We start from the raw sequence: 14,538 nt of genomic DNA on the forward strand, positions 1-14,538 counted from the left end.
TAGCTATTTTCTTCCGTTGCGCACTTTGCCGGCGCGCGCTTCAATGCTTAGCGCCAGCTCGCGGAACCCTCCCGCCAGGAAGCAGGCCTCCGCCAGCACAAACAGCGGGCCGATGATCAACCCAGCCAGATCGTCCATAAAAGCCGGCTTCCGGCCCTCCCAAAAATGCCCGATAAACTGAAAGATCCAGCCGATGACAAAGCCGCCGAGGCCGAGGGTTAACCACCACGCCGTCGATAACGACGCCGCCCAGGCGCCAAACCAGGCAAAGCACACCAGCAGCAGCGCCATGATCGAGCCAAGGCTGGCCGACAGCCGCAGATAATAAATGGCTAAAACCACAACCACGGCCAGAGCCGGAGACAAAGGCAGCGCAAAATCCCCCAGCGACGGCCGGGAAAGCAGCACCAACAAGCTGATGACAATCATGGGTATGCCGATGAAATGCGTCACGATATTACGCGCATCGCGATGATAGGCGGCATACGCGGCAAGCCGTTCTTCCAGTTTTCTCATCCTGACCTCCGGTGCAATAACCGAATCTCTTTAATGCATTAAAGGTAGCCGATAATGATAATTCAGAATATTACGGCTCACCTGACGAGCCCTTTCCTGCTGAACTTGTCAGTAAGACTTACAGGTTGCATTTTGTTCAAGTTCGCCTTCTTCGTAGATCGCTTTGATGTGCTGCGTAATCGCCTGGGGGCCACCTGATAAAGATGCGCGGTGGTCGCCACAGCGTTTCTTGCTCAAAACGACATTGACTGGCACCACTGCGGCAAAGATGCGGTGAGGTTTAACGAGCGGGCTGGTCAGAGTTTGGCGCTGTTACTCATTTTGCGGGCCAGATTCCAATCCTTGCAACAAATCCCTGTAAATCCATCCAGGCTATTTCCTGTGCGTTATCACCGGGATAGAGTCTTCTTGCTGCGGCAAAATCCGCAGTCGGGATTGGAACCCCGTCCCCTTCAACGCTGAAAATACTTGTGTTTTTTCAGCGCCTACGTGCACACTCAGTTCGGTGGCTCAGGCAGGACAACCGCAAGGTTGGCCGGTGATTGAAGGGCCGGAGTTCCAAACCTGTCTGGGCCACCACCAAAGCTTGGAACTCTTTGGCAGTGGTGATAACCATCCTTCAAGGGAACATCATCATGACTGAAATGAATCAAACACTCACTGACAGCTCCATCTCCATCTTCCGCAATCTCATTGCCGATCTACAATTTTGCAAACTCAGCGATATTCAATTGTGCGATCTCAGCGCCGTGGCTCAGGAATCCGCAGAAGGGTTATGTCATGGCTTATTGTATCTGGCAGAATCGCTGGAGAATGGGGAACAGAGCTCAACAAGCAGCAAGGTGCAAATCAGCGCCTGGCTCAAAGCCTCTGCGCATCTGCTCCCTGCCCTGTCGGAACTTAGCGAGCAGGCGAACAACCACCTGTTGCAGATGTATGAAGGCGGTGTTTATCCGTCGTAGTTTGCCCGCTATGCGTTATTTATTTGATGGCGAAACCTGCAAAAAGACACCGACCACGAGGGTCTTTTTGCAGACCAAATTTACTGTGCCACTACAGGTGAGTCGATGCGTAAACTAGCGTAAACCGATCAGACGAGTTAAAAACAAGAGTAAGAAATAAACAGTGCGAGAAGAGCGATCGGAGTCGCCGGAATCACTGATCGAAATCATCGGAATACACAGGCAGAGGAACGCCTAAGAACGCTGAAAAATTTTGATAAATCAGCATTAGAACTGGCACATATCTGCTCGGTACTTCTGGATGAAAATATTGAAAGTGAGTTTCTTCGTTCGACAATATTTGAAAAACTTCCTCCGGCCAGGCTGGCCGATACCATCACATTTATAAACGCTATTGCCCGGCCTCCTGATGCCAGACACGTAGAACGGCATGCTGTAATCGGCGTTTTGGTGACATACAGCTTGCAGTGAGCGGCCTTCGAGTAGGTATCCACGAACGTTTACTGATAAATACGCCGACACATTTCAGGTTTACCATGGTGATCCTCTGGATATTAATTTTAGTAGCGGATAACAACCCTGTTAAAACTTAAGCTCCAATTGCGGTAGGAGGTGTGGTTGAACGGGTGTATCTACGTAATGTGTTTTTTTCTTTGTCACCAGCCTATTTTAGGACAGATGAAATAACCAGAATCTACAGATTTAAATAAAATAAGGTTGTCTTTTAAACGCCAAATCTCTATTGGGAATGCATTATCTGTTTTTCCTGGTAAGATATCCCCAGTCCAGATTTCTTTGGGGGTGTTGTCGTCGGGTTGAACCACTACATTGGTTATTTTTGTCATTTTAACATTGTCGAACTCATTAGGTTTAAAGGTGAAGTAGCTTTGTCTTCTTAAAAAATAGGCACTATCTTTTGTTTTTATTGTGCCTGTCATATTGAAAAAGCCACCCTGCTCATTTTCAATAAATAATGTTAAATTACCACTAAACAAGGTGTAGTTATTTTCTTTCTCTATAAATGTAGTGAATTGCGTTGCGCATTTATATGGTCCATCATGGTTTTTGAAAACCAAAATAAAAAGAAATAAAAAAACGAGATTAAGAGCAATCAATATTTTTTTCATTTTATGATGTTCCGCTGTTTTTTCATGCTGAAACAATGGTCGTAATTACTACCTTGATGCTTATCGCAGATCGATATCAGACTGACTCTTGGTACACTTTCTCCTATCCTGTCTTCCATGTAGAAAATATCATTCTTGTTTTTTAAACAATCGACACCGTCCTTTTTTATTGCTTGCATAAGATCAGCGAGCAAGGAGGGGGTAAACCTCACCTTCCCTATGGAGTAAATATCACAATTATCTACTGACTGTATTAGGCTGTATGAGATTAGGTTGGGTTTTCCGTTGTGGGAAAAAGTGAAAAAAGCACACAGAGAGATAATGAGGATCAGGCTCACGACCAGCGGTTGTCGCCAGGAAAAAAAATGCTTTCTTTCAGTATGGGTAACGACTATCTCATGATTTTTCTGTTCTACCACTGTGTCTTCGGTATGGGGGACTAGGGGGATTTCAACAGCATTTTCCGGCTCTGGTGTCTGAATGCGTGCTTCTGCAGGCTGTATTTCACCTTCGAGTTTGAAGCCCAATTTTGGAATGGTAACAATAATGTTGTTATCCATGCCTATCGACAACAGCGCTTTACGTATTTCGCGAATGTAATTATTTAGTCCGGCATTTGATGCCGTGGGACTATAGTTGATCCAGACACGTTGCAATAGTTCATCACGGGAGACGCTGTGATTATTTTTTTTAATTAATTCCAGAAGCAACCGACAAGCAGGTTTGCTTAATTTGACGGGTGTCTCCGCGCTTTCATAAACCGATAATGTTCCTTCATCAACGCTGAAGACAATTTTGCTATTTATTATATACTTCATTTTTATTATTTTCCTCAGACTGAGGTAGGAAGTTTATTTTTCAAGTATAGCATAATATTTCAGCGTTAGTTTAAAATTTAAAGATAATCTTATGTTTTTTTATGGAGTAATTATCTCATTTACATTTAATTGTCAACTTCATAACTCTTCCTTATTTGCGTTTTCATTGGGACAAAAAAGAACCCTGCCTAGCAGGGTTAAGTGGCTTCTACTTTCCATGTGTTAATCTTCTATCCATGAATTATTATTGAACACTGGGGTTCTTATTTTTATCTACGCGAACTTTTTATACTGGTCCGGTTTCTAAAAAAACAACAAAAGTGAAAAATAATAAAGATGTTGTCAATAATAACTTTCCATGGCTCCTCTTTAAGGATTGGTTGCGAATCTTATTTCTTAGGTTGTGATTTTATCGCTCTGATAACCTTGTGTAAATCGAAAAGCCCTCTAACTCCTAGCTTGTTCATTATGTTGCTTTTGTGTGAGTGTGCAGTTTTATAGGATATTCCCAATATGTCCGATATTTGTTTAATGCTTTTCCCGTGGCTCAAGAAATAGATGATGGCAGATTCTCGTCTGGTCAGCGCCGTATCGAATTTGCTGTTTACCCCCCCCCATTCCCGTGGGTATGGAAACGTTTCTCTGGAAAATATGGTTTCTATTTTTTGTTTTATTTTTACCAAGTTGTCGTGTTTGTTAATGATCGCGATGGCGCCCGCTTTTCTTGCAAACTCGATAGTATAAACGTTAGTTATGGAGGTAAATAGCACCAAGTCTATATGGTGCCAATGCAAGGCGTTCTTTGCGAGAAACGACAGGCCGGCGGTATGGTCGTTATTCACATCGACCAGATCCATAAAAACCATATGGATTTTCTTTTCATCAAGTATTTCTTGTAGTGTATCAAATCTCTGGGTGTCAAAAATATCCGTTACCTCCGGGACCTCCAGAAAAAAACTCATCAATACGTTTGATACATAAGGAAAAGGCTCGAGCACGGCGATGCTGCTTACTGCTTTGTTTTTCAGGGGGAGGCTCTTATTCAGCATGTTCATGATTGTCATTTCGTGGATATCCCTGCAAATTTTTAATATTCCATGACTAACCGCATCTGGTATTGTTAAAAAACTCATGATCGCATTAGAAGTATTTTGCTATTTGTTGGATATGCTCCCGATCCAATGTGCCCGCATCGTTTAACAAACTGACCCACGCCTTGATGTAGGTATATTTTGCCGACGCGAGGTCGCGCTTCGCGCTGTAGAGCTGCTGCTCCGCATTCAGCACGTCGACGTTGACGCGCTGCCCGGCGAGCACGCTTTTGCGCGTCGCTTCCACCTGCGTCGTCGCCGACTTCACCGCCAGTTCGTAGGCGGCAAGCTTGGCGCGGCTGCTGAGGCACAGATTGAACTGCTTGCGCAAATCATTCAGCGTGGTGCCGACCTGCGCGTCCATCTCATACATCGCCTGGCCATAGCTGGCCGCGGCCTGCCGGGTCGAGGCGGCAACGCCGCCGCCGGCATAAATCGGCACGCTGACCTGAATGCCGATACTGTTGGTCCGGTACTTCTGGTTGACCGTGTTATCGCTGCTGGAATCGTTTTCAGAGTGAGACGCATAAAGCTGCACCTGCGGGAAAAACCCGCCCCGGTTGCGCTCCACCTCATACTTCGCCACGTCCACGCCCTGGCGGGCCGCCGCCAGCGTCGGGTTGCTCGCAATGGCCATTTTCCGCCACTCTTCAAAGCTGGCGGGCAGCAGCGGCGCCACTTCAAACTTGCCCGGGCGCAATACCCGCAGTGTTTCCAGCTGCTCCAACGGCAGGCCGATCATCACCTCCAGCTCGCGCTGGGCGGCGTCCAGCGCGTCCCGCGCCTCTATCGCCTGCGCCTCCGCCAGGCTGAAACGCGCCTGGGTTTCAGACACGTCGGTCACCGTGCCTTCCCCGGCGTTCAGCAAACGATCGTTCAGCGCCAGCTGCTCCTGGTAGGCGGTTTTTTGCGCTTCGGCCAGGGCAATCTGATCCCTGGCGTAGGCGACGTCCACGTAAGCGCTCACTACCCGTACCGCCAGATCCATAAACTTGCCGCGAAAACGCTCATCGGACATCAGCGTCTGCGCCACGCCGGAGCGGTAGCGCGCATAGGCCGCGTAGTCAATTAATGGCTGGGTCAGCGTGACCGAGCCGGAATAGCTGCGGTATTGCTGCCGGGTGGTGACGTCGATGGTCTCATTGCTGAAAATATTCACCGCCTGCGGGCTGGTCACTTTTTGCCAGTTTTTCGGCGAATTTTGGTAACTCAGCGACACCTTCGGCAGCAACCCCGCCAGGCCGATATTTTTGTTTTCATCCCCGGCCTCTTTCTCCTTTAAGGCTGCCAGGAAAGTCGGATCCTTTTGCAATGCCAGCGAGTAAGCGTCCAGTACGCCGATCGCCAGCGCCGAAGCCGGTGCGAACAGCACCGACAACGCCACCCCACCCAGGGCTATACCGGCTATTTTTCCTTTGAATCGGCTCACAATCACTCCTCAGACAACGACGTGCGGGCGCGGTCCATAATCGGCTTGAACAGATAGCTCAGCATCGAACGCGAACCCGTTTTAACGAACACCTCAACCGGCATACCGGGTTTGATATCCAGCCCGGACAACATTTTCATTCCCTGCGGCGTCACCGTCGCCTGCATCTGGTAATAGGGTTCGCCGGTCGCCTTATCCACCAGGCGGTCGGCCGAAATCAGCGTGACCTCGCCCGGAATTTTCGGCGTTTTGTTTTGGTTGAACGCCGTGAACATCAGATCCACCGGCAACCCTTGCCCAACCTTGTCGACCAGCTCCACCTTCAGCCGGGCGTCAACCACCAGCGAAGCCTCGCTCGGCACCACATCCATCAGGTGGTCGCCGGCGCCGACCACGCCGCCCAGGGTAAAGATGTTCAGCCCCACCACGGTGCCGTCCACCGGAGACGTGATCGAGGTATTGCCCAGATCAAAGGTGGCGGTGTCCAGACGGTTGCGGTATTCGCTGGCGTCCATCTGGGTTTGTGCCAGCTGGGTGCGCACCTCGCGCTGATAGTCGGCGTTGCGCTGATCGATACGCTGCTGCGATTCCTGCAGCTGTTTTTGCAACTGACCGATCTGCCCCAGAGTTTCATCAATGCTGCTGTTCACTTCGGCAAACTGCCGCTGAATTTCCAGGTAGCGGTTACGCGGTAAATAGCCTTCATTGGCCAGCTGCTTCATGCTGTTCATCTGCTCGCGCAGACTCGCCTGTTGGATAGCTTTGTTGGCTCGCGAGTCCTGCAGCCCTTTTAACTGATAACGCATGCCCTCGATCGACTGCCGATAACCGTCGATCTCGCTTTTCAGCCCCTGGCGGCGGGAGGTGAACAGCTGCTGCTGCAGCGTCAGGATCTCGGCCACCCGCGGCTGGTTGCGCAGTTTTTCCAGTACCGGAGAAAAAGTAATGGCGTTCAACCCATCCCGCTCGGCGATCAGACGCGCCTCGCTGGCCAGCGTGGTGTAATACTGATCGCTTAACGAATCCACCTGAGCCTGAGCCTGGATCTGGCTGAGCTGAACCAGCACTTCGCCGGCCTTGACCTTGTCGCCTTCTTTAACCTTGATGCTTTTGATAATGCCGCTGGCCGGTGCCTGCACCGTTTTGCGGTTGCCGGAAACGATCACCGAACCGGCGGAAACCACACCTTTGTCCAAAGGCGCAAAAGCGGCCCAAATGAAAGAGCCAAACAGCCCGATGGCCAGCACCAGCCAACCCATACGGGTATATTTCCGCTCATCCTGGGGGAGCTTTTCTTCCAAAGAAGAAGCCGGCACGCTAAGTGGCGTAGACATACAGGTACCTCTGGCATCAGGCGGCCGGGCCGCCTGATTAGCCTGTAATTAATGAGTTTGAGTTTTTACGAAGTCGCCTTCGTTTTTTACCGGCGCATTGACCGCCGCTGCGGCTTGCTGCTGTTTTTGCGCATTAGCCAGCGCCGTCAGCACCTGCTGAGTCGGACCAAACGCATTCACCACGCCGTTGGTCAGCAGCAACAGCTTGTTGGTCATCGACAGCAGGTTGGTGCGGTGGGTGATCAGGATCACCGTTTTGTTGCGCTGCTGCAGGAACTGGATCGCCTGGTTGAGCGCCCTCTCGCCGGCATCGTCGAGGTTGGAGTTGGGCTCATCCAACACCACCAGAGCAGGATCGCCGTACAGCGCCCGCGCCAGGCCAATGCGCTGTTTCTGCCCGCCGGACAACCCGGCGCCGCCGTTGCCGATCAGCGAGTCGTAGCCCTGCGGAAAACGCAGGATCAGCTCATGCACCCCGGCCAGCTTGGCCGCCTCGATCACTTTTTCCGCGTCGATGTCGTTGAAACGCGCAATGTTCTCGGCGATGCTGCCGGCAAACAGCTCAATGTCCTGCGGCAGGTAGCCGATGTGCGGCCCCAGCTCGTCCTTGTTCCACTGGTAAATGTCCGCCGTATCCAGGCGCACGATGCCTTCCGATACCGGCCAGATGCCGACCAGCAGGCGCGCCAGCGTGGATTTCCCCGAGGCGCTCGGCCCGATGATGCCCAGCACGTCGCCCGGCTGTACGGCAAAGCTGACGTTATGCAACACCGCCTCCCCCTTCGAGCCCGGCGGCGTGGCGGTAATGCCTTCAACCGACAGCGCGCCGGCCGGACGCGGCAGAGACATGCCGGTGCCGCGTTCAGGGTGCTGTTCCAGCAGCTTGACCAGCCGGTTGTACGACAGCTTGGCCGCGCTCCAGCTTTTCCAGACGTTGATCACCTGTTCGATCGGCGCCAGGGTGCGCCCCATCAGGATCGAACCGGCGATCATCATGCCGGGGGTGATGTGGCCGTCGATGGCCAACCAGCCGCCCAGCCCCAGCACCAGAGACTGCAGGGAAAGGCGCACGAACTTGGTGATCGAGGTGACGGTCGCGGCGCGCTCGCTGGCGACCCGCTGGCTGTTCAGGAAACGGCTGTGCAGTGAAAACCAGCGGCGTTTCAGGTTCGGCAGCATGCCCAACGCTTCGATCACTTCGGCATTGCGCAGGTTGGCGCTGGCCAGCCCGCCGGACATGATCGACAGCTTGCTGGCTTCGCCCAGTGGTTTTTTGGAAACCATCTCATTGGCGACAGCCAGGGCTATCAAGATCAAAGAACCCACCAGGGCGAACAACCCAAGCCAGGGGTTGAACAAAAAGATCACCAGCAGATAAATCGGGAACCAGGGCGCGTCAAAAAACGCGAACAGCGCATTGCCGGTCAGGAACTGGCGCACCGTAGTGAGATCGCCCAGCATTTGCCCGGCGTCTGACGAGCCGTTTTTTAAATTGGCCTCAAAGGCTGCGGTATAGACGCGCGTGTTCAGCCGCATGTCCAGTTGGCTGCCGATGCGGATCACTACCATGCTGCGCACATATTCCAGCAGCGACATCATGGCGTACATCGCCAACATGATGAGGGTCAGCATCAGGAGCGTTATCTCGTTCCGGGAAGGCAGCACCCGGTCATAGACTTGCAGCATATAGACAGAAGGGACCAGCATTAATAAGTTGATGAATGCGGTAAATATGCCGACGGTCCAGAAGACTTTACTGCGAGTTCGTATAACATCTGAAATTTCATTACTGCCGATATATTGACGCGCCAAACTCATATGCGACATTCTCATTTGCGTTTATGTGACCAGGAGTCAACACAACGCTGAATCCATATAAATAAAAATGATTTGATAAAAGGTAAGGGCCGAAACCCTTACCTTAAGCTGACTTATTGCTTAATTAACCGTGAACCAAATCGCCAACGTTTTGTTGTACCCCGTTGGTTGTCACTTCTTGGCTATACACCAGTTTCTGCGCATCCGCATAGCTGACGCCTTTCAGGAACACGAGAGTGTCGTCTGCATCCAGTGATTTGTTGCCATTATTGTCGAATGCAACATAAGAACCACTATCGGTACCGCCGACACCAACCTTTTCCATTTTACCGTCTTCAATATTGATGACTTTTTTCAGTGAGTCGATACGTACCAGAACATTGCCCAGCACGGCCTGGCCGAACGCCAGGAAAATATCCTTCAGCGCATTGGTGCCGGTAAAGCCATAAGCTTTTACCTGAGTCTGCTCTTGCCCTGCAGGCAATTGGCTGCTGATAGTGATGCCGCTTGCCTGGTCCACAATTGTGTCACCCGCGCTGAAGTCGGTAATGGTGGAGAAATCCTTGGCCGTACTCTTCGTCAGAGTAACCACGTCTTTGCCCGCGCCAGTGGTGACGAAGGTATTATTGCCGATGGTAAAGTTGTCATCATGTGCCGAACCTATAATGTCATAGCTTTTGGCGACATCTGGCACATGGCCACCGGTGAATAACCCGCCAATCCAGCCGATAACGCTGCCGAGCCCGTTGATAACACCACCGATGATATCGCCGGCGACGGCGATCAGCGACAGCCCTGGGATTGGCTTAAGGAAGTCCAAGAACCCGGCCCCCCCGGCAGCGCCTGAAGCACCAGGGGCATTGATATTGGAAACAATATCGACTCCTGCAGTGTTGGCCGATGCGTCAATTTTAGTCAGGAACAAACTGTCGACGTTGTTTTCCAGCGTCAGAGCCAGGCGATGGTCGCCGTCGATCTTGATATTGCTAATAAGGTTAGAATCACTTTCTTGGCCAACCAGTGTCATTTTATTGGTGAAGTTACCTTGACCGTTAGAATGAATGTTGAGATCTGTCAGGGCGTCGCCGCTATAGAGGAGGCCCGCAACCGCATGGCTTTTTACCGTAATGGCACCGGCGTCCAGGTTTTTATCTCCTTTGCCGGCAAAGTTGAGATCAAACGTTCTGCTAGTGTTTTTATAGAAATCAAAAGTGACATGGCTATCCGCACCTGCATTGCCAGTAATTTCCAGCGCAGCTTTGGTACGGTTGCCATACAGCATGCCATGAACCGTGACATTATCGGCTTTCTTCGAAAGAACGTAACCATCGTTTGACAAGTCATTTTTATTGGCATCGGCGAACATGCCACCATTAAATACGCCACGTTCGCCTTGATACGAACCGACATAACCACCGAGATCTATTTTGCTGAAATTGGTAAAATTCTTAATACTGCTGGTTGTCAGGAAGTTGGCGGACAATGTATTCACGCCCGAGCCACCTTGCGCTGAAATACCGGCGTTCAGGATATTGTTGCCGCCCGCGACCGCATTGCCATCCCATAACAGCTGATCGTTGCCGTTGCCCAGATTGAATTTTCCTAAGCCGTTAATGAGGTTGGCATCCGCAGTTACGGTAACGGCATCATCGCCGGAGCTGGCGTTCAGGGTCACATTGCCGTTGTTCACAGTAACGGCAACACCTGAGTTGACGCCATTGTCAGACAGGTTAACGGTAGCCGCGCTACCGCCGTTGATAGTCAAGTTGGCCAGATGATCGGCAAACTTCAGATTGACGGTGGTGGCTGCGTTAGCATCCAGCAGCGCGTTGACCAGCACCGCGGTTTCCGCATTGCTCAGTACGTGGCTGCTGCCGCTGTTCACGGTGCCGGTGGCGTTGCCGCCCGACGCAGAGGCAGACAGCGAAGCCGCAGTTTTATAGGTCAGGCTGGTGCCGATGTCATACTCAAAAGTATGCTGTTGGGTGACGGTTGCCGCATCCGTTGCGGTGGAAGTGCGCAGATCGTTGATAATCATGGTGGCGATCAGCGCCTTGTCCGCACCCAATTTGGCATAGTCTGCCAGTTGCTTTGCGGTGGCCGCGATGCCGTGCACAGCGGTGTAAACGTGCTGGATATAGTCGTTGCCGGTCAGTTGCGCGCCTTTTTTCTGGAACTCTGCGGACGTGATCAGTTTGGCCGTCAGCGCATTGATCTTGGTTAAATCAGGATTGCTGCCTAAATAGTTGCTCCAGTCGCTCAGACCCTGGGCATCGACGTTGCGCTCCGGAAGGGCCAGGAAGATAGAGGCGACCTGTTCCTGGGTTGCTAGCGCGGCGATAAAGCCGGGAGCATTAGGGGTTGTTGCCGCCAGAAAATGTTGCTGGGCAGCGGTGTCTGCCGGTGCAACGCTACCGCGCAGGTCGTTGATGAGGTCAACGATCATCTGCCCTTTGCTGCCCCCGTTAGCCAGGAAGGAAGTCGCAGAAACCAGCTCGCTATCGGTAGGGGCGCGGCCATACGCTTCGGTGTACACCAGCTTCACTAAAGAGCTGTTAGACAGCGCTTTCAACGCGGCCCGATCGTCAATAAACTTTGTCGCAACCTGAACAAAGGTTTTGGAACCGGAGTTGATCTGGCTGCCGAGGTTATTCACCGTAGAGGTTACCGGATCAATGCCGACCAAATAGTACAATGCCTGGATATCCGATACGCCTTTTGCGCCGCCGGCGGCGTTATAGGATGGAAACATGATCTCGTTCAACTGCTGGTCGTAGTTGTTTTGCGCATCTTGCATGCCTGCTTCAAAACCGCTGTAGTTAAGCAGATCGTTGACGATAGTGGTAATGGATTCTTCCAGGCTGGAATGTACCAGCAAGCTTGACAAATAATCTGCAGGAGCTGTTTTTCCGTAGGTAGAGGCGTAAATACTGCTAAGAATATCAAAGTCGCTTTTGCCGTTATAAAGGCTCTTGCCTTCGGCAGAATTTAATAAGGAACCAACATAGTCTTCAGCCGAAAGCAGATTTTTCTCTATACGGTTACCAATAGAGTCAAATGTGGCTGCATTGGCTTTTTGACCAAGGACAGAGAACAACAGCGCTGCAGCTTCTTTTTGAAAGTTTAAAGATGCCATATGAGATTCTTCCTATTAATGAATTATAAGGGTGCACTTGCCGCCTGTAACAGCATTATTAGGCAGCTTTAGAGTTTGATTAAAAGTGTTTTCAGGCTTATTGAGAACAAAGGGAGGCCTGCCAGAATATGATCTGACATTAACGGCACACTTGAGTTCTTATCGGCCAGGTAAAAGTGAATTAATCAGTCGTGCAATATACTCACCATAGAGATGGTTTTATTAACGAAGATGTCTGCTTTCACGAAATCGATACTATCCGAAAATAAAATGGCGGTCAAAAAGCCGCATTTTTATTTAAATTACACTGTATAGTGGTTATTTGTTAGTTTTTTATTCTTAATTTACTTTTTATTTTAGTTTTTTACTCCAATTTTTATTATTTTATTAGTTTTTAATGAATTTTTGGTGATTGGTTTTTTTATTATAATTTTTCAGTGATTAGCGCTGCGTTGAAAAAATTGCGCGATTCTTATTGTACCTTTTTCGATAAAAACCCATATAAAACAAGCTTTAATTTGATACTTTTTTAAGATCTTTCTTGTTCTTTATCTGCTTGTGTTTGTTTTTAAATGAGAAGCTTGCATTAGGTTTTTTCCCGGTAACTTTACTTTTTATGCCGCTTCATTCGATGGTTTTTTACAAAAAACGCCCCAACTTGTTTACACTTTCAGTTTATAGTGTTGTTTTTATGCTTTCAGTTAGAATAATATTCTGTCGTGTTATTTGTTTTTGGATTAAATTTCTGGTTTGTGCCTTTTTGATAGCCGCTGACTTGCTCGTTGTTGTCATTGATTTGAATTTTCTATTTTTAGTTTTTGACTGGTTGATGTAGCCCTCTGGAAGCAAAAAATCATTGTTATCCAGCCAATTTTTAAATCGATGTCTTATAGTACCTAGGGAAATCATCATCTTCTTGACAGGTCTGGGAATTACTTCAATATAAACCATCACGATCTTGGAAAATTGGTAATCGCTTTTTTTACTTACATATATACATATAGATGGTGCTTGGATGGGCTGACGAAGCGATGGGGATATGTGAGGTCAGCGATTTTATTTTCGCTACGGTAAAAAAGGTTGGGGAGATTTGGCTATGAGCAAAAAGGTTATAGTGCAAACGTTGATTCTTTTATCTGCCGCACAAAATTTTTCATTTGCAAATACTGTCGATAAAGAAAATGGCAAGGCGGTGCCCGCAGTACTTTACCTTAAAAAAGGGATGACTACCGATGAGGAGAAAAAAACTTGTCACCATGGTGATAAAGACCATGATTTTGGCAAAGGGAGTGAATGTAGCATTTGGGCTTATGAACCGAATGAGAAAAAATTTTAACCGGGTCAGATTTTCGTGACGTAGAGATTTTATCATTTTCTAGGTAATACGCAGACATGAGCGGGCTGGTCAGTATTTGAGGAGACGGCGGCTATCGGAGGGCGTTTCAATTTGGCCTGCCGCTAACGTAATCCCAGGCGGAGGCAAAGGCCGCCGCCGCCGCGGTTTTTTCTCGGTGTGGTTTACAAGAGGGCAGTTGAGCTTTGGTTGATCCCGGCGGGTTAATATATAGCCAACTATCCATTGGGGGAGCTTCTCATGCGCAACGCTAAATTCTTGCTGGTTTCCTTTGTCTACCTGTGCGCCGCTACCGTGCTCTATGTGTTGGCCTACCGTGCTTTGGGGCATTACCTCAGCGGCTGTGAAAAGACCTACTCGAGCATCGGCATTGCAATGCGGTAATGCAGACGGCGGCCGCTGCGACTTTTTCACGATGATTTAGCTGCTATTTACCCGGCCTCGGCAATGATGGCCTCGCATCTCCACATTGTGTGGATCCTTCGGCGGAATGCGGCTATGTCTCTGCAACAGATATCAAATGCGCCTCTTGTGGGCAACCGGTTGAAAGGTATCGGCTATAAACATTACGTATTGCTGATCCTGCTGTTATCGGCCACGATCCGCTTTACTTCCCTGACCGACACGAAGCCTCCAGCGTGTTGACCAGCCGCTATGACCTGGCGGCGTTGTTGTACCATGCTTCTTTCGACGTTCATCCTCCGCTTTATTATTTGCTGTTGCATGGCTGGATGGTGCTGTTCGGCGACAGCATCCTGGCGATGGCGTTCGAGCATTACAACGAATGGCATCCGCACAGTGCGTTAGGCTACCGTTCGCCGCGGGAAATTACGGAACGCTGGCTGACTAAATATAACAGCGAGAGGCCTCATGAATCACTGAACAACCTGACGCCAGAAGAATACCGGCTGATGGCTGAAAAACCGAAACTCTCAAAAAGTGTGTGGAACTAA

Annotated in this window: 11 protein-coding genes and 3 pseudogenes; 5 read left to right on the plus strand and 9 right to left on the minus strand. The window is 49.8% G+C overall.

The window, feature by feature from the left end; all coding sequences use genetic code 11:
- Positions 1-3: 3 nt before the first annotated feature.
- Together KHA73_RS22680 and KHA73_RS22685 are read right to left on the minus strand one after the other, a co-directional pair.
- A complete protein-coding gene (locus KHA73_RS22680; protein ID WP_234586912.1) occupies positions 4-516 on the minus strand; it encodes an Mpo1 family 2-hydroxy fatty acid dioxygenase in 513 nt (170 codons plus the stop codon).
- A gap of 36 nt (positions 517-552) precedes the next feature.
- Positions 553-763 (minus strand): annotated as a pseudogene (locus KHA73_RS22685) (hypothetical protein); the annotation flags it as partial.
- 388 nt (positions 764-1,151) lie between these two features.
- Between KHA73_RS22685 and KHA73_RS22690 the strand changes: the two are divergent.
- A complete protein-coding gene (locus KHA73_RS22690) occupies positions 1,152-1,478 on the plus strand; it encodes a hypothetical protein (RefSeq protein WP_234586914.1) in 327 nt (108 codons plus the stop codon).
- Between the two features lie 656 nt (positions 1,479-2,134).
- On the opposite strand, the gene KHA73_RS22695 is transcribed toward KHA73_RS22690, so the two are convergent.
- The 7 genes from KHA73_RS22695 to KHA73_RS22725 form a co-directional block, all read right to left on the minus strand.
- On the minus strand, positions 2,135-2,605 hold the full coding sequence (locus KHA73_RS22695; protein WP_234586916.1) for a FidL-like protein: 471 nt from the start codon (positions 2,603-2,605) through the stop codon (positions 2,135-2,137).
- Positions 2,602-3,423 (minus strand): winged helix-turn-helix domain-containing protein, encoded by an 822-nt coding sequence (locus tag KHA73_RS22700; protein ID WP_234586918.1) that lies wholly within the window; start codon positions 3,421-3,423, stop codon positions 2,602-2,604. The genes KHA73_RS22695 and KHA73_RS22700 overlap by 4 nt, the downstream gene beginning before the upstream one ends.
- 389 nt (positions 3,424-3,812) lie before the next feature.
- Positions 3,813-4,487, minus strand: a complete 675-nt coding sequence (locus tag KHA73_RS22705; RefSeq protein ID WP_234586920.1) for a LuxR C-terminal-related transcriptional regulator — start codon at positions 4,485-4,487, stop codon at positions 3,813-3,815.
- A gap of 76 nt (positions 4,488-4,563) precedes the next feature.
- Positions 4,564-5,943 (minus strand): TolC family outer membrane protein, encoded by a 1,380-nt coding sequence (locus KHA73_RS22710; protein ID WP_234586314.1) that lies wholly within the window; start codon positions 5,941-5,943, stop codon positions 4,564-4,566.
- 2 nt (positions 5,944-5,945) lie between these two features.
- Positions 5,946-7,277 carry an HlyD family type I secretion periplasmic adaptor subunit gene (locus KHA73_RS22715; RefSeq protein WP_234586922.1) on the minus strand — a complete coding sequence of 444 codons (1,332 nt, stop codon included), beginning with the start codon at positions 7,275-7,277 and terminating at the stop codon, positions 5,946-5,948.
- A 48-nt stretch (positions 7,278-7,325) separates the two neighbouring features.
- Positions 7,326-9,095: a type I secretion system permease/ATPase gene (locus KHA73_RS22720; RefSeq protein ID WP_234586924.1), complete on the minus strand. Its 1,770-nt coding sequence runs from the start codon at positions 9,093-9,095 to the stop codon at positions 7,326-7,328.
- Positions 9,096-9,219: 124 nt separating this feature from the next.
- On the minus strand, positions 9,220-12,231 hold the full coding sequence (locus KHA73_RS22725; RefSeq protein WP_234586925.1) for a DUF4214 domain-containing protein: 3,012 nt from the start codon (positions 12,229-12,231) through the stop codon (positions 9,220-9,222).
- 1,096 nt (positions 12,232-13,327) lie between these two features.
- Between KHA73_RS22725 and KHA73_RS22730 the strand changes: the two genes are divergently transcribed.
- The 4 genes and pseudogenes from KHA73_RS22730 to KHA73_RS22740 all read left to right on the plus strand — a co-directional run.
- Positions 13,328-13,567 (plus strand): hypothetical protein, encoded by a 240-nt coding sequence (locus tag KHA73_RS22730; protein ID WP_234586927.1) that lies wholly within the window; start codon positions 13,328-13,330, stop codon positions 13,565-13,567.
- A 258-nt stretch (positions 13,568-13,825) separates the two neighbouring features.
- Entirely contained in the window at positions 13,826-13,969 is a 144-nt protein-coding gene (locus KHA73_RS22735; protein ID WP_234586929.1) for a hypothetical protein, read from the plus strand.
- Between the two features lie 114 nt (positions 13,970-14,083).
- Positions 14,084-14,349 (plus strand): annotated as a pseudogene (locus KHA73_RS24685) (glycosyltransferase family 39 protein); the annotation flags it as partial.
- A pseudogene (locus tag KHA73_RS22740) lies at positions 14,341-14,538 on the plus strand (integrase core domain-containing protein); the annotation flags it as partial. The pseudogenes KHA73_RS24685 and KHA73_RS22740, both read left to right, overlap by 9 nt.

This window comes from Serratia entomophila, assembly GCF_021462285.1.
GTDB classification, from domain to species: Bacteria; Pseudomonadota; Gammaproteobacteria; order Enterobacterales; family Enterobacteriaceae; genus Serratia; species Serratia entomophila.